The sequence below is a fragment of the Chryseobacterium barbadense genome, assembly GCF_042849955.1.
Taxonomy (GTDB): domain Bacteria; phylum Bacteroidota; class Bacteroidia; order Flavobacteriales; family Weeksellaceae; genus Chryseobacterium.
Map to the genome: position 1 here is coordinate 1 of NZ_BAAFHL010000051.1, position 17,431 is coordinate 17,431.

Here is a 17,431-nt window from a genome sequence, read left to right on the forward strand (position 1 = left end):
TTCATCAAAAAAGAATTATCAGCCTTTTCTTAATGAGCTTAAGAAAAAAGGTAATAGTCCACAATATTATATTTCTGATTCTATTGAGGGAACTGATGCATTTATTCAAGAAAACTTTGATAAAGCAGAGGTTTTTGTGGCTATTGGAGGTGATGGAACTATTTCCACCGTAGCCAGAAATTTGATCAATACCAACAAAGTGTTAGGGATTTTTCCGGCTGGTTCCGGGAACGGATTTTCCAATGAGACCCAATTCAGCAAAAATCTGGATGAGCTATTGGCTAAAATTAAGATTGGGAATTTCAGAAAAATAGATACGTTTACTGTGAATGGCAGACTTTCTATTAATGTTTCCGGGACAGGTTTTGATGGAAAAGTGGTTAAAGAATTTGAAAAAACTGACAGGGGTTTCAAAAATTATATTAAAGTTTCTCTCAAAACTTTTTTCAAGTATAAGCCTATTAAAGTAAAATTTTTTGATGAAGCATATCAGAAGTATAATGGCAAATACTTAATGCTTAATATTGCCAACACACGCCAGTTTGGTAACAATGCTTATATTGCGCCTAAAGCAAGCAAGAGTGACGGGAAAGTAGATGTTGTACTGGTGAAAAAGTTTCCTTTGACGTATTCTCCACTTTTTGCATACAGGATGTTTACCAAAAAATTGAAAGATGATGATTATGTCACTTATCTTTCCGTTTCTGAAATTGAATTTAAAGTGAATACCAAAAACTGGCACCTTGACGGAGAATTCAACAAAATAAAATCTCCTATTCACGTCAAGGTACAACCTTCCAGCCTTAATATTCTGGTTTAACAATTATGATTGGGAGTAAATATTTTTGTTGTAAAGCTCCATCCATTTAGATGGCTCTGCAATATCGGTCCAGCCAAACTGGCGGTAAAGTCCGTGAGCATCGCCGGTAAGTAAAATCCATCTTCGTAACCCCTGCAGATCGGGATGAGCCATAATCGTTTCGATTAACCATTTGGAAAGTCCGATTCCTCTATATTCTTCCAGAATATAAACATCCCCCAAATAAGCAATCGTAGAAAAATCAGAGATAATTTTTGCAAAGCCTATTTGCTTTTCATCGATATAAACCCCAAAGCATAGAGAATTTTGAATAGAAGTTTGTACCTTATCTTTAGGAATATTTAAAGCCCAATATGCTTTTGTTGACAAAAACTGATGAATGGAATCTATATCGAGTTTTGTTTTATCTGTGGAAAGGCAAAATTTGCCTTTGTATAAAGTAATATCGGTCATATGCTTTTAATATAAATTGTTTTAATTTAATATGGTTCGGTGATAACTTAAACTTCCAATTTCTTTTCAATTTCATTCGGATGATCCAGACAGTAATATAGTTGCTGTTTATCCAATTGCTTCTCCCAGTTAGCCACTACCACAGTTGCTACGGAATTGCCAATAACATTGGTAAGGGCTCTGCATTCGCTCATAAATTTATCAATCCCTAAAATTAAGGTCATCCCTGCAAGCGGAATTTCAGGAACAACTGCTAATGTTGCAGCTAAAGTTACAAATCCGGCTCCGGTAACTCCGGCCGCCCCTTTAGAGCTGATCATGGCCACAAGAAGAAGCATGATCTGCTTTTCAATCGGGAGATGGATGTTTAAAGCCTGAGCAATGAATAGCGAAGCTAGCGTCATATAAATATTGGTTCCATCCAAATTGAAAGAATAACCAGTGGGAACCACCAACCCAACAATAGCCCTGGAACATCCTGCCTTTTCCAGTTTTTCCATGATTCCGGGAAGAGCAGATTCTGAGGAACTTGTTCCTAAAACCAAAAGTAGCTCTTCTTTAAGATAATACATCAGTTTAAAGATATTGAAACCGTTATACCATGCTACAGCTCCTAAAATCAGAACGATAAACAAGATTGAAGTGATATAAAAAGTCCCGACCAGAAATATCAGATTTAAAACGGAATGAAGCCCATATTTCCCGATCGTGAAAGCCATAGCTCCAAAAGCACCAATAGGAGCCAGCTTCATTAGCATATGGACGATTTTAAAGACCGGCGTAGAAAGATCCTGTAAAAACTCCGTAACCTTATGACTTTTTTCTTTTGTTAATACCAGCGCAACACCCATCAAAATAGCAACAAGCAACACTTGCAGAATATTTTCGCCAACTAATGGACTGAATAAAGTCTCAGGGATGATATTCATAATGAATCCGGTAAGTGTAGATTCATGCGCTTTTTGCTGATATTGAGATACATCTCCGGAAAGCGTAGCGGGATCAATATTCAATCCTGCTCCGGGTTGAAGGATGTTTCCAACCACTAAACCGATAATCAAAGCCAAGGTAGAAAAAGTAAAAAAGTATATCATTGCCTTTATCGCAATTCTTCCCACTTTTTTAAGATCTGTCATATGAGCAATTCCCAACGTAAGTGTGATGAAAATTACCGGTGCAATAATCATTTTTACCAGTTTGATAAAACCATCACCCAATGGTTTCATTTTTTCTCCTAATTCAGGATAGAATCTGCCTAATAAGATTCCTGCAATTATGGCTATGATTACCTGGAAATAGAGTTGCTGGTAGAATTTTTTTGCTTTCAAAGGAAATTATTAAGTTTTAGAGGATGAAAAATAAGAAAATTACTTAGAAAACAGGCGAGGAGAGGAGGAAAAGTTTTGGGGGGGGGGGCGGCGCCCCCCCCCCCCCCCCCCCAAACCCAAAATATTCATCTTACTCAATAATCAGTTTCTGACTATAAGATTTCAAATCTCCGGATTTGACAATAATATAATAAACTCCGGCGGGAATCCAGGAAATATTGAGGCTGTTATCTTCATTGATCTTTGCATCTTCCATCACCATTCTTCCGTCTGTACCTATAAGATCCACTTTTGTATTAGTATCGGTAAAGCCGTCAATAAAAATCATTTCAGAGGCAGGATTAGGGTATATTCTGAACGGCTTAAGACCGTTTTCCAGAGTACCCAGGGTGGAGTTGGTTTTTACTTTGAAGATTTTTCCACTATTCAATGCTGCCACATACAGCTCTTTCTGATAATCTTCGCCGAAAGTTGAAAAGTTATTCCCTGAAAATGCTGTAGTCCAGGTGATGGAATTATCAGCATTCAACATTCCAATTTGGGTGGAACAATAATCGGCAAAGAAATATTTTCCTTGTAAAGCGGGATAAAGCATTCCTCTGTATACGTAGCCTCCGGTTATAGAACATTTTCCGCCGGTATGATCATAGACGGCAACAGGAAAGGTCATTGTCGTTGAGCTTGCACATCCTGTTGTGTTGTAAGGATCATTCCCTTCATAGCAGCGCCATCCGTAGTTGATTCCTGCTTGTGTTAAAGGCATTCTGTTGATTTCTTCAATCTCGTTTTGTCCAACATCGGCAATTAAGGCATTTCCGGTAGTGAGATCAAATGAGAATTTCCAGGCATTTCTTAATCCATATGCCCATATTTCATCTGCGCCATCCACTCCTACAAAAGGATTGCCTGCAGGAATATTATAGGCAGCGGTTGAATTAACGTCAATGCGTAACATTTTTCCCAATAAGGAATTTTTGTTTTGAGCATTGTTGTTTGGGTCACCGGCATCACCACCATCCCCGGTAATAACCCATAAATTGCCATCCGGAGCAAAATGAATGCTTCCTCCGTTGTGATTGGTAAAAGGTTTTGGAATGTTCAGTAAAATTTTTTCAGAGGCAGGATCAGCTACATTAGGATCGGTAGCGCTCACTGAGTACCTGGCTACAATAATATTTCCGGCTGTATTGTTATAATAGACGAAAAAATAACCATTGGTAGCATATTGAGGATGAAAAGCCAATCCCAGAAGTCCTCTTTCTCCACCATAAACAATCTTAGCGCTTATATTCAGGAAATTAGTCGGATTAATGCTTCCGTTCGGTTGGATAATTTTAATAATTCCATTTTGTTGTACAACAAACAGACGATTGTCGTTAGCGTTGGTAATTTCTACTGGACTGGTAAGTCCACTCGCAAAATCTTCCAAAATAATGCTTTGAGTATTAAGGATTAAGGAAGAAAAAATACCTGCGGTAAAAAGTAGTTTTTTCATAATAATGTGATAATTAGGGTGTTGTTTGATCAATGAAAATTTCGTACCAACCCAAGGTTGATAAAATGATAAAAATATATGATGAAAATTGAAAAATATGAAATGAATGATAAAAAACCGATATACCTGAAAATAAACGATTTCTGGTGTTAAAAAATTCATAAAATAGAAAGAAATCATTATATTTGCCGACTTAATTTAACGTAGTTATAACAAAATGCAAGGAAAAGGACTTATTACAATTGTTGCTATTGTATTAGGGTTAATTTGCTTAAATGAGCTATTACCGACCTGGTACGCCAGCAAAATTGAAAAGCAGGCGACTGCTGTAGCAGGAGACAATCCGGAGAAGTATCAGAAAGAAATTGCAAGGCTTTCTAAAGATACTCTGAACCTGGGGTTCACAAAACTTTATTACACGAAAGCTAAAGACAAAGAAATGAAGCTTGGTCTTGACCTTAAAGGCGGGATCAATGTTCTTTTGGAAATCAATCAGAGAGATTTGGTGAATGATTTAACCAATTATTCTACCAACCCTGTTCTTATTGAAGCTTTAAACAAAACCGATGAAGTTCAGAAGAATTCTACAAGATCTTATATTGATAATTTCTTCGATCAGTTTGATGCTGTAAATAAAGCAAAAGGAACCAATCTAAAACTTGCAGATCCGGAAATTTTCGGAAATACCAACCTTACTGAGATCAAATATAACACTACTGACGAGCAGGTAAAAAGCATCGTTAAAAGAAGAATTGATCTTTCTGTAGGTACTGCTTTTGAGGTAATCAGGACAAGGATTGACAAGCTGGGAGCTATTCAGCCGAATGTTCAGAGAGTTCCGGGAACCGCAAGAATTTCTGTGGAAATGCCAGGAATGAAGGACATCGACAAGGTAAAGAAAATGCTTCAGACTTCTGCTAAGCTTCAATTCTGGGAAGTACAGCAAATTCCTGAAGTTGCACCTTATTTCCAGACGTTAACAACTATGGTAGCTGTAAAAGGAGATTCAATGGGAGTTGCTAAAAATGTCAACTTCATGAACCTTATGCAGGGTGGAAAATCTGCTAATCCAAGTTCTGTAGGAAGCGTAAAATTATCTGATACTGCTGTTGTTAACAAAATATTAAACAGCAAAGTAGCTCAGTCTTTACGTCCTGCAAACATTAAATATACCCAATTCATGTGGGGGTACAAGCCGGAAGCTTCAGATGCTGAAAGTCTGGTATTGTACGCTGTAAGAGGGAACATTAACCAAAAAGCTCCGGTAGACGGTGCTGTTGAAACTGCGAATATCAGCTATGATGAGCTGGGAAGAGTAGTGGTAGACATGCAGATGGACTCTAAAGGGGCGAAAGAATGGAAAACGTTAACAGAGAAAAACGTTGGAAAACCTGTAGCGGTAACGCTTGATAACAGAGTATATACGGCACCAAATGTTGTAAACGCTATTCCTAACGGAAGAACTCAGATCTCAGGAAATTTCTCTCAGGACGAAGCTAAGGAATTGGTAGACGTTCTTGGAGCGGGTAAACTTCCTGCAGGTGCTAAAGTAGTTCAGGCTACTCAGGTAGGTCCGTCTTTAGGACAGGAGTCTATTGATGCAGGTTTCATGTCATTCATTATTGCATTCCTGATCATTATCGTATATATCATTTTCTATTACGGTGGTGCGGGAGTTTATGCAGTAATTGCAATGATTATCAACTTATTCTATATTTTCGGTATCATGGATTCAGGGGATTTCACCCTTACGCTTCCTGGTATCGCTGGTATAGTTCTTACGATGGCAGTTGCCGTAGATACGAACGTTATCATCTATGAAAGAACCAAAGAAGAATTATTTGCAGGAAAAGGTATCCTGGAAGCCTATAAAGATGGTTTTAAGCATGCTTTAAATGCAATTATTGATGGTCACAGTACCACTTTCCTTACGGCAGTAGTATTGTTCTTCTTCGGAACAGGACCCATCAAAGGTTTCGCATTGACCTTAATGATTGGTATTGCGATGACTTTATTTACGTCTGTATTACTTTCAAGAGTAATGATCTTCAGCAGATTGAACAAAGGGAAAGGTCTTTCTGTTTGGACGCCTCCAACGAAGAACTTATTCAGAAATACATGGATCGATTTCATCGGAAAAAGAAAATATGCTTATATCATTTCTGCTATTTTAACAGCCATCTGTATCGGATCTATCTTTACTCACGGATTTAAATATGGTATCGACTTCACAGGAGGTAGAAACTATGTGGTAAGATTTGATAAAGAAGTCAATGCGAATGATGTTGAAGAAAATTTAGTAAAGCTATTCAAAACAGAAGACGGTAAAAATTCATCTGTAGAAGCTAAAACTTTTGGAAACAACAAGCAGTTGAAGATCTCTACCGATTACCTTATCGAGGATGAATCGTTAAAAGCTGATCAGACGATTGAGCAGAAACTATATGAAGGATTAAAATCAAACTTGCCTGCCGGAATGACCTTGAAGGATTTTAAAGCAGCTGATAAAGACCATGCAGGAATCATTTCTTCTGAAAAAGTAGGACCAACTGTTGCGGATGATATCAAAACTCACGGTGTATTTGCTGTAGTGGGAGCATTAGGAATTATCTTCATCTATATCTTGGTGAGATTTAGAAAATGGCAGTTCTCTCTTGGTGCTGTTGCAGCATTATTCCACGATGCGGTTATTGTTTTAGGAGCGTATTCATTGCTTCACAAATATATGCCGTTTAATATGGAGATCAACCAGGATTTCATTGCTGCGATCCTTACTGTATTAGGATACTCAATCAACGATACGGTAATTATCTTCGACAGGATTAGGGAATATTTGAGAGAGAAGAAATCTATTACACTAGCCGGATTATTTGATGATTCCATCTCAAGTACATTGGGTAGAACGTTCAACACATCATTCACTACCATCCTTGTTATTTTGGCGATCTTCATTTTCGGTGGAGACAACCTAAGAGGATTTATGTTTGCGATGCTGATCGGTATCGGATTCGGTACGTATTCATCTATTTTCATCGCTTCGGCAATTGCTTATGACTTCCTTAAGAAAGGCAAAGAAGAGGAAGTACATGGTAAATCTACCAGCAATAAAGAAGCCCTTGCTTCAAAATAAGAATCAACTACAATAAGTAAAAGCCTTTCAAAAAATGAAAGGCTTTTTTGTTGAGTATTTATTTAGTTCAGAATGAAAGAGGATATATTTTTCTAATGTGTTGCTATTTAGAACAATTATTTTTCAGATTTCATTAATTTTGCACAACTATGGAAAATTCAAAGAAAAAGGCGGCTATCGGCTTTATATTTATCACTTTATTAATTGATATTACAGGGTGGGGAATCATCATTCCCGTTGTTCCTAAACTGATCGAAGAATTAATTCACAGTGATATCAGTGAAGCCGCAAAATATGGAGGCTGGCTTGGATTTGCCTATGCTTTCACCCAATTCGTATTTTCTCCGGTAGTGGGAAATCTAAGCGATAAATATGGAAGGAGACCTATTATTCTTATTTCTTTGTTTGGATTTGCCGTAGACTATATTTTTCTTGCGCTTTCTCCAACCATATGGTGGCTGTTTGCAGGAAGAATTATTGCAGGAATTACAGGCGCGAGCGTTACTACAGCCAGTGCCTACATCGCTGATATTTCTACTGATGAAGACAGAGCTAAAAATTTTGGTTTAATTGGGGCCGCTTTCGGACTGGGATTCATTATCGGTCCTGTTTTGGGAGGGCTTTTAGGACATTACGGTTCCAGGGTTCCTTTTTATGCAGCCGCAGGTTTGTGTCTGCTGAATTTCCTGTACGGATATTTCATACTTCCTGAAAGTTTAGATAAAAACAAAAGGAGAGAATTCAACTGGAAACGGGCAAATCCTGTCGGCTCGTTCAAATTCTTGGGAAAACACCCTGAAATTTCGGGTCTTATTGTAGCCCTTATTTTAATTTATATTGCAGGACATGCGGTACAGAGCAACTGGAGTTTTTTCACTATGTATAAATTCAGTTGGGATGAGAAAATGGTAGGTATTTCTCTAGGGGTAGTTGGTTTGTTGGTAGGTGTTGTTCAGGGAGGTTTAATACGATGGACAACTCCAAGACTGGGAGAGCAGAAGAGTATTTATTACGGACTTGCTTTGTATGCGATTGGAATGCTATTATTTGCATTTGCCACCAAAGGCTGGATGATGTTTGCTTTTCTTATCCCATATTGCTTAGGAGGAATCTGCGGACCCGCTTTACAGTCTGTCATCACAAAGAGTGTTCCTTCTAATGAACAAGGAGAATTGCAAGGCGCTTTAACGAGCTTAATGAGTGCCACGTCTATTATAGGACCACCTATGATGACTAACTTGTTCTATTACTTTACTCACGATGAAGCACCGTTTGAATTCTCGGGAGCACCGTTCTTTCTGGCGTTTATATTAATGGCAATAAGTGTTGTTGTCACATATATAAATTTTAAGAAAAAAGAGGGTAAAAAAGAGAGTCTTGAATAACATAAACCGGGGAAGCAATATATTGCTTCCCCGGTTCCTTAATATAATCTGGAAAGAATGTTTATGGGTTAAAAGGATTTAATTCGTTTTAAAATTATGCAAAAATCAAATATAATTCTCTTATGATAGAATTAATTATTAGTGAACTTTCAATATATTTTGTATTAAAACAATGTGTAAACAAAGCAAAACTCCCGGAGTTTTTTGGCCATAAATCTTAAAATTTATTTAAAATTGAAATATCGTATAATACAGCTGTATTATATATGTTTAATCTTTCGTAATTTTACAGCATGGAATTAAGCTTTGGAGAAATGGCATTGATTGCCGTGGCAATCGTTGTATTATTCGGCCCGGATAAACTTCCCCAGATAGCACGTGACTTAGGGGCAGGTGTAAGGAAAATGCGTGGTGCTGTGGAAGATATTAAAACAGAGATCATGAAAGAAACAGATAATCCTGTTTCCGAGATCAAACGTGAAATAGAGAAGGTGAAAGATGCCGCAAAAGATTTTAATCCTATGAAAGATATTGAAAAAGATATCCTTACAGAACCGTCTTCTGAGCCTATAAAACCGAAGCCATCGGAAGATGAAACTTATGAAGGACCTGTAAGCCGATAATTCATGGAGGAAATTATTCAGGAGGATAAAAAAGTCTTTCTATTTCTCAATAATTTGGGAGATACAGCTTTTGATCAGTTTTGGTTGCTGATTTCAAGTACCTGGCTGTGGATTCCTTTATACATCATATTTCTTTATTTTCTTTACAAAAACTATCAATTAAGATCTTTGATCTATATTCTTCTTTTCATAGCCATCGGAGTCACCATTTCAGATCAGCTTGCTGGTGTTTTTAAATACGGAGTCGCGAGACTAAGACCTTGTCACGATCCTGAATTGGCCGGTCATATGCGAATTGTAAAATGCGGCGGATCTTTCGGGTTTTATTCCGCCCATGCATCTAATACATTTTTTTTGGCAGCTTATTTAAGTATTTTGCTCAAAAATAAACTTAATTGGTTTCCTTATGTTATATTTGTATGGGCAGTAGTGGTTTCCTACAGCCGGATATATTTAGGTGTGCATTTCCCGATAGATATTTTGATGGGGGCGTTTGTTGGATTTTTATTGGGAGGGTTGTTTGCCACACTCGCCAAAAAAGTCATCAATAAACAAAAGATATTCTCATGAAAAAACATTTATTACTTGTAACATTTGCTTTTACTTCATTACATTTTTATGCACAGACCGCCAAAACTGCCGAAGAATGTTTCAAAAAGGCAGATTACAAATGTGCTGAAGAGCAGTATGCCAAATTAGCAGATAAAGAGCAGATTCAAAAATTCCAGTCTGAATATTACAACAATTTAGGAACCTCTCAACGGAGATTAGGGAAAACTGAATTAGCTTTTAAGTCTTATGACTCAGCATTGAAATCCAATCCCATGTCAGCTTCTGTTTATGCTAATTTAGCTTCTCTGCACAGCCAGAGAGGAAGAAAAGCAAAAGCATTGGAATATATTGATAAGGGATTGCAGATAGAGCCTGAAAATGTAGATATGTATTTGACCCGTGCTAAAATTTATGACAGTCAGGGTAAAAAAGATCTGGCCGCTAAAGAATTCAACCAGATTTTAAGCTTCGCACCGGAAAATTTATTCGCAAGAACAGGTTTGGCCAATCTGAAAAAGAACAATGGCGATCTGGAAGGTGCTTTAAAAGATTATAATCAGCTTATCTCTGAAAAGCCAGAGTCTTTATTATACAACGGAAGAGCAGATCTTTATCTGAAAATGAAAAAACCTAAGGAAGCACTTACAGATATTAATAAGGCAATTTCGATTGATGCTAAATTCGCACAATCCTATGTGACTAAAGCGATGATTTTATTTGATACTCAAAAACCGAAAGAAGCTTGTACCAGTTTGGATAAAGCGGTAAGCTTAGGGTATGAGAAAGCTTTGTTAGCAGAATATTATACGAAGTGTCCTGTAAAAAAATAATGGTGGGGACAAACATAATATTGCGGGGGGCGCGGCATTACTTGCCGAGCCCCCGGAATTATTATGGATATTAATCATTATGATACGGCTTTCCTTGTAAGATCTGATCTGCGCGATACAGTTGCTCCACAATAAATAGTCTGATCATCTGATGAGTGAACGTCATTTTTGATAACGACATTTTTTCGTTAGCTCTGCTGTAGATCTCTTCGGAAAATCCATATGCCCCTCCGATTAGTAGGTGGACTTTTTTTACGGAAGAATTCATCCATGCGTCTATTTTCTGTGAGAATTCTCTACTGGTGAATTGTTTTCCCTTCTCATCCAGGATCACGACAAGATCATTCTTATCGATGTGATTCATGAATAGTTTGGATTCTTCCTTTTTAAGAAGATCCGGAGAAAAATTCTTTGCATTTTTGACGTCCGGAATTTCGGTGATTTCAAAATTCCAGTGCTTTGGCAAACGATTAAGGTAATAATTAATGAGAGATGTAATCTCTTTATCGTCTGTTTTGCCGATACAAAGTAAGCTGATTCGCATTTGTTTTCAATAAAAAGAGCTCAAAGATATTCATAAATTAGATTTTTTTCATATTTTCATCATGTTTTTTAACTCCTATAGATCAGTAGATGGGTATAAAAGTTCCGAAATTTATCCTGAAAATTCAGGATTTCTTTGATGATATACATATTCCTGTTTTGGGAATATCGCTTTGGCAGATGTTCCAGATCTATATTTCTGGGATCTTTAAGGGCCAGATTGGTAGGAAAGCAGCGGCAATTTCGTGGAGTTTTACCATCAGTTTGTTTCCGTTTTTGCTTTTCTTATTATCTGTATTGCCCTATATGCCTCATTATGATAAACTGCAGTTTTATATTTTCGAGGTATTAATTCATAATGTTTTTCCTTCGAACATGGAAACCGATGTGCGGGATTATATTGAAAAAAGTATTGTCCCGAATATGAAAGGAATCAGTAATCTGACAATCATCTTGGCTTTGGTGTTCGCAACCAACGGAACATTTTCACTTATTAATGGTTTCAATGAAAATACGGATGAAAAACTAAGTGACGTCAAAGAATTTATTCTTTCGTTTTTTATAACCATTGGATTTATCAGCATCGTGTTTTTAGCCCTTTTCGGGGTGTATTATGTGGAAGTCGTGATGAAGCTCTTTACCCCTGCGTATGATATTTCCTGGCTGGTCAACAACTTATCTAAAATTATCGGATTTGTTTCTTTTCCGGTGTTTTATTTTATTTTATTAGCTTTATTTTACTGGTTGGGAACCGTGAGAATTACCAGATTCAGGCAGGCAGTACCGGGAGCTATTCTGACTACGGTTTTGTTTGTCCTTACTACGTATATTTTTGCTATCTATGTGAAGGATATTGCAAGGTATAATGTTTTATACGGATCCATTGGAAGTATGATTCTGCTGATGGTTTGGGTGAATGTAAACGTATATTTATTGCTATTCGGCAGTGAGCTGAATATGGCGATAAGAAAGCTGAGAATTGAAAAGTTGCTGTCTGATGAGCTTAAAAAAGAAGCTTCCCATTACCACGCTGAAATTACCGAACCTAATTTGGATGTTGATGAGGAGCATAATAGAAAACTTTAACAATAATTATAAAATGATCAAACCATTTAAGTACTTAGCATTTGTTTTACTTATTGGCCTTACTTCATGTAGCCATATTATTGACGAAATTGATCGTGACAGGGAAGAGGAGAACTATACCACCCCCTATATGGGAAAATGGCAGGGAAGCTATACAGGAGATGAAAACGGAACCTTAACGATGAATGTAAATAAAAGCGGCTCTATAGAAGTGATCAGAACCTCCGGAAGCTTTCAGGAAACATTCTACATTTCTTTACTCGGAGGAGGAAGCGGAGCTATTTATACCAATACGGGATCTGCTTCAGGATTTATAGTTTATGGAAGTTTAGAATCTAAATCCGGAACGTGGATAAAAGGTAATATGAAAGGAAGTTGGAGCGTTGTCAAAAACTAAGCATATTCTTCTTCGTTCTCTTCTACATCTTTTGTAGAGCTTATCTTTAAAATGATAAACCCCAGAACAGCAGATAAAAAAGAGGCAACCAAAATGGCAAATTTAGCTTCATCCTGAATCGGAATTTCATCCTTAAAAGAAAGCAGGGCAATAAAAATAGACATGGTAAATCCTATACCGGCCAAAAAACCGACTCCCACCATTTGAGCCCACGAACTTCCATGAGGAAGAGAGCTGAGTTTAGATTTAATGGCAATCAACGAGAATAAATTGATTCCAAGCAGTTTTCCGATAACCAGTCCGCCTATAATCCCAATACCTAAAGTATTGGTTAATCCTCCTAGCATTTCATTACTGAAAGTAATATTGGTATTCACCAAAGCAAAAATCGGCATGATCAGAAAGCTTACAGGGAAGTGCAATTGATGTTCCAGCTTTTCTAAAGGGGAAATTTCCACATCAGATACATTCGTTGGAATGGAAAAAGCCAGTATAACCCCTGCAATAGTGGCATGAATTCCCGAATGATGAAGGAAATACCATAAAAATAAGCCGGGAATGATATAAAAAATAATTCGGGTGACTTTTAGGAAATTCAAAAGGAATAACAGGACGGAAACGCCGACAGATAAGAAAAGATAAGTCCAATGTATCTGTTCCGTATAAAAAATGGCAATTACCAGAATGGCTCCCAGATCATCTACGATGGCTAAGGCTGCCAGAAAAATTTTAATGGAATTTGGGACTCTATTTCCCAGCATGGAAACAATAGCCAACGAAAAGGCTATATCCGTAGCCATAGGAATTCCCCAGCCGCTGCTATATTGTGTTCCAATATTGAAAATACTGAAAATAGCAGCAGGAACAAGCATTCCGCCTATTGCCGCAACGATGGGGAGTGAAGCATTTTTGAAAGACGAAAGTTCCCCCTCTACGAGTTCACGCTTAATCTCTAGCCCCACCAAAAGGAAAAAAATAGCCATCAAGCCATCATTGATCCATATGCTCACCGGATAGGTAAGATGAAAAAGATGTACCCCGACTTCCTTATCCAAAAACTCCTGGAAGCTCTCGGAAAAACTGGAATTGGCAATGAGCAGTGATACCAATACGCAAAAAATAAGCAGTATTCCCGATGATTGATTACTTTTGAAAAATTTTTTAAAGTAAAGGGTTAAATTCATTCTTTAAATTATAATCGTCTTACTCTTGAGACGCCGTTAATAGTTTTAAGTTTCTTAAATGATTCTTCGAGCTGGACTTTATTTTTTACCTCAAGGGTAATATTTCCGGTAAATATTCCGTCGTTGGATTCAATAGACATACTCTTCATATCCATCCCCATCGAATTACTGATCACCGCAGTAATATCATTGATCATCCCCATTCTGTCAAGCCCTTCGATCTCAATTTTTACTCTGTTTTTAAAGCTTTCGGCATTTACCCATTTCGCAGGAATGACACGATAGTCATACTGTGCTCTCAGATTGATTGCATTAGGGCAATTATCATTATGAACTTTGATTCCATCTGAAATGGTAATGAAACCGAATATTTTATCTCCCGGAATTACCGTACAACATTTAGCATAGCTGTAGTTGAGCTTTTCCTCATCTTTTCCGAAGACAATCATATCAAGATTGGTTTCCTTCGGCTCTGCAAACTCCTGGTTTCTGGTCGGAGACTTTCTGAACCTGGAAAGTAAATTGTTGAAGACATTTTTACTTTCTATATACTTTCTAAGGCTGCTTGCATCCAGCTCATTACTTTGGAATTTGAGGAACAAATCTTGGGAAGTTTTCAGATTGAAAAACTTTTGTAGCTTATTGACTTCCTCATCATTAAAATTGATCTTGGCGTGTCGCAGCTTTCTCTGAAGAATCTCTTTTCCTTCTTCCACCAATTGATTTTTCTGTGAATTCAGGAAACTTTTGATCTTCGATTTGGCTTTGGAAGTCACTACGAATTCCAGCCAGTCAGATTTCGGCTTCTGATTCTGGGAAGAAAGAATATCTACCTGATCACCGTTCTGAAGGACATAGGAGATCGGAACCAGCTTTCCGTTAATCTTTGCACCTAAGCATTTCATTCCCAGGTCTGAGTGAACGGAAAAGGCAAAATCCAGAGCAGTGGCGTTGGTAGGCAGGATTTTAATTTCCCCTTTCGGAGTAAAGACAAAAACTTCTTTGGAATATAAATTAAGCTTAATATTATCTAATAGCTCGGAGGTAGATAAATTTTGCTGTTGTTCCAGGACCTCACGGATTTCCGTAACCCATTTTTCAAAATTCCGGTCTTCGGAGCTTTGTTTATATCCCTCTTTGTATTTATAATGAGCGGCAACACCTTTTTCAGCAATTTCATCCATTCTCTCAGAACGAATCTGAACTTCAATCCATTTTTTATCCGGTCCCAGAACCGTTAAATGCAGACTTTCATATCCTGTAGCACGAGGCTGCGTGATCCAGTCACGCATTCTGGAAGGATTACTATGATAGACATCCGTAACGATAGAGTAGATTTTCCAGGCTAAGAATTTTTCATTTTTAGCATCCGATTTATAGATGATCCTGATGGCGTAATTATCGAATACTTCCTCAAAAGAAACGCCCTGCTTCAGCATTTTCCTGTAAATGGAAGAAATGGCTTTAGCACGGCCTTTGATGGTAAAGTTCAAGCCTTCTTCCTTCAATCTTTCAGAAACCTCCTTTTTAAACTCTTCAATATACCTTTCCCTGTTTTCCTTAGCCAGCTCTAATTTTTCCGTAATCTCATGGTAAACATCCGGATTGTTATACTTCAGAGATAAATCTTCAAGCTCAGATTTAATATTATAAAGCCCCAGGCGATGAGCCATCGGCGCATAGATATAAACCGTTTCGGAAGCAATTTTTTTCTGTTTATCCGGAGCCATGCTTTCCAGCGTACGCATATTGTGAAGCCGGTCTGCAATTTTGATCAGGATGACCCTGAAATCTTCAGATAATGTTAACAGCAGTTTTCTGTAATTTTCAGACTGTACGGAAATGTTCTGATGATTCATGATGGAGATCTTCGTAAGTCCGTTTACAATATTGGCTATTTTTTCTCCAAAAATCTTCTTGATATCTTCATACGTATAATCGGAATCTTCTATGACATCATGCAATAAGGCACAGGCAATAGAAGTGGCCCCCAAACCTATTTCCGTCGCCACAATTTTAGCAACGGCAATAGGATGGTAAATATAAGGCTCGCCTGTTTTTCTTCTCTGGTCTTTATGAGCATCCAAAGCAATATCAAATGCCTTTCGGATCAGTTTATTATTCTCCTCATCAAGACTTCTGTACGTGTTAGAAATCAGGTCCTTATATCTTGTAAGTATTTCTTTATTTTCTTGTTCTAAGTTATAACTCATTTGTGTAAAAAGCCTATATCAGACGAAAATACGAAATTTTTTCCATTTTTCAAACCATAAAAAATCCGTAGAGCCATCTACGGATTTCGGTTATTAGAATTTAGTTTTACGTTTAGAATTTTACCTCAGAATCAATTCCGTTGCTTGACGCTTTTATTCTTACATCAGGACTGTCATGAATTTCAGCTTTACTTCTCGCATCAATAAATTTTCTGATATTATGATAATGGGCCTGATCGATACCCATATTCTCAAATAAATACGTTTTTAATGCTGCATTCTGGTTAAAAATGTCGCGGGCATTTTCTGTCTGGCTTTGATCTGTTACGGACACACTCGCCAGGTACTGGGAGTTATGATGGCTGTCATCGATATACACAATGTAATCTGAATTTCTGAATCCGGAGCTTTCTAAATCCGCTTCAAGCTTTTTGTAATCGCTGTGTTGTGCAAATAATCCAGCTAATATATTTGACATAGCAATAGTTTTTAAAATTTGTACTTAAAGATAATCATTATTTTCTTTTGTTTTGAAAAATATATAATAAATTTACTGATTAATTATTTTATCTATAACATAATTGTAAATATTCGAAATTATCTATAATTAACTATTGTTTGATTTTTATTGTTTTTAAGCTTTGTTTTAAATAAAAAACGGGCTAAGCCCGTTTCATAAGTTTAGTCGATCCTTTCGTTTTTGATTTCTTCGACAATTTCAGGATTCAAAAGAGTTGTGATGTCTCCGAAATTACTGAAATCCCCTTCGGCAATCTTTCTCAAAATCCTCCGCATGATTTTTCCGGAACGTGTTTTTGGAAGTCCGGATACAAACTGGATCTTATCTAGCTTGGCAATAGGCCCGATCTGATCTGAGATCAATTGATTGATTTCTTTTTTTAAATTTTCTTTATCGCGGCCTTCTCCAGATTCTTTCAAAATAACGAATCCATAGAGCGCATTTCCTTTAATATCATGAGGATAGCCTACAATGGCGGATTCCGCAACAGCCGGATGTTCGTTAATACTGTCTTCTATAGGAGCTGTTCCTAAATTATGTCCGGAAACAATGATGACATCATCCACACGGCCGGTAATCCTGTAATATCCAACTTCGTCTCTTAATGCGCCATCACCTGTGAAATATTTCCCGGGAAAAGCCGTAAAATAGGTTTCCTTGTATCTCTGATGATCGCCCCAGATCGTTCTGGCAATTCCCGGCCATGGAAAGCGGATACAAAGATTTCCTGTAACCTGGTTTCCTGTAATTTCATTGCGTTTATCATCCATCAAAACAGGCTGGATTCCTGGTAAAGGGAGGGTGGCATAGGTGGGCTTTGTAGGAGTAATGAAAGGAATAGGAGAAATCATGATTCCACCCGTTTCAGTTTG

Annotated in this window: 16 protein-coding genes; 8 read left to right on the top strand and 8 right to left on the bottom strand. The window is 37.4% G+C overall.

Translation table 11 applies throughout. From position 1 onward, the window contains the following. A partial coding sequence (locus tag ACGHIN_RS14060; protein WP_390454739.1) for a diacylglycerol/lipid kinase family protein occupies positions 1-820 on the top strand: 820 nt, incomplete at its 5' end. A gap of 3 nt (positions 821-823) precedes the next feature. Here ACGHIN_RS14060 and ACGHIN_RS14065 read toward each other — a convergent pair. The 3 genes from ACGHIN_RS14065 to ACGHIN_RS14075 all read right to left on the bottom strand — a co-directional run bounded on the left by ACGHIN_RS14065 (position 824) and on the right by ACGHIN_RS14075 (position 4,096). After that, positions 824-1,273, bottom strand: coding sequence for a GNAT family N-acetyltransferase (locus ACGHIN_RS14065; RefSeq protein WP_390454742.1), 450 nt, complete (start codon positions 1,271-1,273; stop codon positions 824-826). A gap of 47 nt (positions 1,274-1,320) precedes the next feature. Beyond that, positions 1,321-2,601, bottom strand: a complete 1,281-nt coding sequence (locus tag ACGHIN_RS14070) for a dicarboxylate/amino acid:cation symporter (RefSeq protein WP_390454745.1) — start codon at positions 2,599-2,601, stop codon at positions 1,321-1,323. Between the two features lie 130 nt (positions 2,602-2,731). Further along, complete coding sequence (locus ACGHIN_RS14075) at positions 2,732-4,096, bottom strand: PQQ-dependent sugar dehydrogenase (protein WP_390454749.1); 1,365 nt, start codon at positions 4,094-4,096, stop codon at positions 2,732-2,734. A 217-nt stretch (positions 4,097-4,313) separates the two neighbouring features. Here ACGHIN_RS14075 and secD point away from each other — a divergent pair, with 217 nt between their 5' ends. The 5 genes from secD (at position 4,314) to ACGHIN_RS14100 (ending at position 10,616) form a co-directional block, all read left to right on the top strand. Continuing rightward, positions 4,314-7,226: a protein translocase subunit SecD gene (gene secD / locus ACGHIN_RS14080; RefSeq protein WP_390454752.1), complete on the top strand. Its 2,913-nt coding sequence runs from the start codon at positions 4,314-4,316 to the stop codon at positions 7,224-7,226. 149 nt (positions 7,227-7,375) lie between these two features. Next, complete coding sequence (locus ACGHIN_RS14085; protein ID WP_390454754.1) at positions 7,376-8,611, top strand: TCR/Tet family MFS transporter; 1,236 nt, start codon at positions 7,376-7,378, stop codon at positions 8,609-8,611. A 293-nt stretch (positions 8,612-8,904) separates the two neighbouring features. Further along, positions 8,905-9,234: a Sec-independent protein translocase subunit TatA/TatB gene (locus tag ACGHIN_RS14090; RefSeq protein WP_390454757.1), complete on the top strand. Its 330-nt coding sequence runs from the start codon at positions 8,905-8,907 to the stop codon at positions 9,232-9,234. 3 nt (positions 9,235-9,237) lie between these two features. Beyond that, the gene (locus tag ACGHIN_RS14095; RefSeq protein ID WP_390454760.1) at positions 9,238-9,804 is read left to right on the top strand and encodes a phosphatase PAP2 family protein; all 567 of its coding nucleotides are present in this window, start codon (positions 9,238-9,240) and stop codon (positions 9,802-9,804) included. Then, complete coding sequence (locus ACGHIN_RS14100; protein WP_390454763.1) at positions 9,801-10,616, top strand: tetratricopeptide repeat protein; 816 nt, start codon at positions 9,801-9,803, stop codon at positions 10,614-10,616. The genes ACGHIN_RS14095 and ACGHIN_RS14100 overlap by 4 nt, the downstream gene beginning before the upstream one ends. Positions 10,617-10,686: 70 nt before the next feature. On the opposite strand, the gene ACGHIN_RS14105 is transcribed toward ACGHIN_RS14100, so the two are convergent. Next, positions 10,687-11,160, bottom strand: a complete 474-nt coding sequence (locus ACGHIN_RS14105; RefSeq protein WP_390454766.1) for a 23S rRNA (pseudouridine(1915)-N(3))-methyltransferase RlmH — start codon at positions 11,158-11,160, stop codon at positions 10,687-10,689. 89 nt (positions 11,161-11,249) lie between these two features. Between ACGHIN_RS14105 and ACGHIN_RS14110 the strand changes: the two genes are divergently transcribed. Both ACGHIN_RS14110 and ACGHIN_RS14115 read left to right on the top strand, forming a co-directional pair. Continuing rightward, complete coding sequence (locus tag ACGHIN_RS14110) at positions 11,250-12,245, top strand: YihY/virulence factor BrkB family protein (protein WP_390454769.1); 996 nt, start codon at positions 11,250-11,252, stop codon at positions 12,243-12,245. A gap of 13 nt (positions 12,246-12,258) precedes the next feature. Beyond that, entirely contained in the window at positions 12,259-12,642 is a 384-nt protein-coding gene (locus ACGHIN_RS14115; RefSeq protein ID WP_390454772.1) for a hypothetical protein, read from the top strand. Here ACGHIN_RS14115 and nhaA read toward each other — a convergent pair. The 4 genes from nhaA to ACGHIN_RS14135 form a co-directional block, all read right to left on the bottom strand. Continuing rightward, on the bottom strand, positions 12,639-13,826 hold the full coding sequence (nhaA, locus tag ACGHIN_RS14120; RefSeq protein ID WP_390454775.1) for a Na+/H+ antiporter NhaA: 1,188 nt from the start codon (positions 13,824-13,826) through the stop codon (positions 12,639-12,641). The two genes, ACGHIN_RS14115 and nhaA, sit on opposite strands and share 4 nt — an antisense overlap. A gap of 8 nt (positions 13,827-13,834) precedes the next feature. Beyond that, positions 13,835-16,039, bottom strand: coding sequence for a RelA/SpoT family protein (locus tag ACGHIN_RS14125; protein ID WP_390454778.1), 2,205 nt, complete (start codon positions 16,037-16,039; stop codon positions 13,835-13,837). 112 nt (positions 16,040-16,151) lie between these two features. Continuing rightward, positions 16,152-16,517, bottom strand: a complete 366-nt coding sequence (locus tag ACGHIN_RS14130) for a hypothetical protein (protein WP_390454781.1) — start codon at positions 16,515-16,517, stop codon at positions 16,152-16,154. Between the two features lie 203 nt (positions 16,518-16,720). Beyond that, the coding region (locus ACGHIN_RS14135; protein ID WP_407936041.1) for an AMP-binding enzyme at positions 16,721-17,431 on the bottom strand (711 nt) is incomplete at its 5' end.

Excerpts from the sequence above, each read along its gene's own strand:
- ACGHIN_RS14100 (WP_390454763.1), top strand. The coding sequence starts at position 9,801 with ATGAAAAAACATTTATTACTTGTAACATTTGCTTTTACTTCATTACAT.
- ACGHIN_RS14095 (WP_390454760.1), top strand. The coding sequence starts at position 9,238 with ATGGAGGAAATTATTCAGGAGGATAAAAAAGTCTTTCTATTTCTCAAT.
- secD (WP_390454752.1), top strand. The coding sequence starts at position 4,314 with ATGCAAGGAAAAGGACTTATTACAATTGTTGCTATTGTATTAGGGTTA.
- ACGHIN_RS14075 (WP_390454749.1), bottom strand. The coding sequence starts at position 4,096 with ATGAAAAAACTACTTTTTACCGCAGGTATTTTTTCTTCCTTAATCCTT.
- ACGHIN_RS14090 (WP_390454757.1), top strand. The coding sequence starts at position 8,905 with ATGGAATTAAGCTTTGGAGAAATGGCATTGATTGCCGTGGCAATCGTT.
- ACGHIN_RS14115 (WP_390454772.1), top strand. The coding sequence starts at position 12,259 with ATGATCAAACCATTTAAGTACTTAGCATTTGTTTTACTTATTGGCCTT.
- ACGHIN_RS14110 (WP_390454769.1), top strand. The coding sequence starts at position 11,250 with ATGGGTATAAAAGTTCCGAAATTTATCCTGAAAATTCAGGATTTCTTT.
- ACGHIN_RS14130 (WP_390454781.1), bottom strand. The coding sequence starts at position 16,517 with ATGTCAAATATATTAGCTGGATTATTTGCACAACACAGCGATTACAAA.
- ACGHIN_RS14125 (WP_390454778.1), bottom strand. The coding sequence starts at position 16,039 with ATGAGTTATAACTTAGAACAAGAAAATAAAGAAATACTTACAAGATAT.
- ACGHIN_RS14105 (WP_390454766.1), bottom strand. The coding sequence starts at position 11,160 with ATGCGAATCAGCTTACTTTGTATCGGCAAAACAGACGATAAAGAGATT.
- nhaA (WP_390454775.1), bottom strand. The coding sequence starts at position 13,826 with ATGAATTTAACCCTTTACTTTAAAAAATTTTTCAAAAGTAATCAATCA.
- ACGHIN_RS14065 (WP_390454742.1), bottom strand. The coding sequence starts at position 1,273 with ATGACCGATATTACTTTATACAAAGGCAAATTTTGCCTTTCCACAGAT.
- ACGHIN_RS14085 (WP_390454754.1), top strand. The coding sequence starts at position 7,376 with ATGGAAAATTCAAAGAAAAAGGCGGCTATCGGCTTTATATTTATCACT.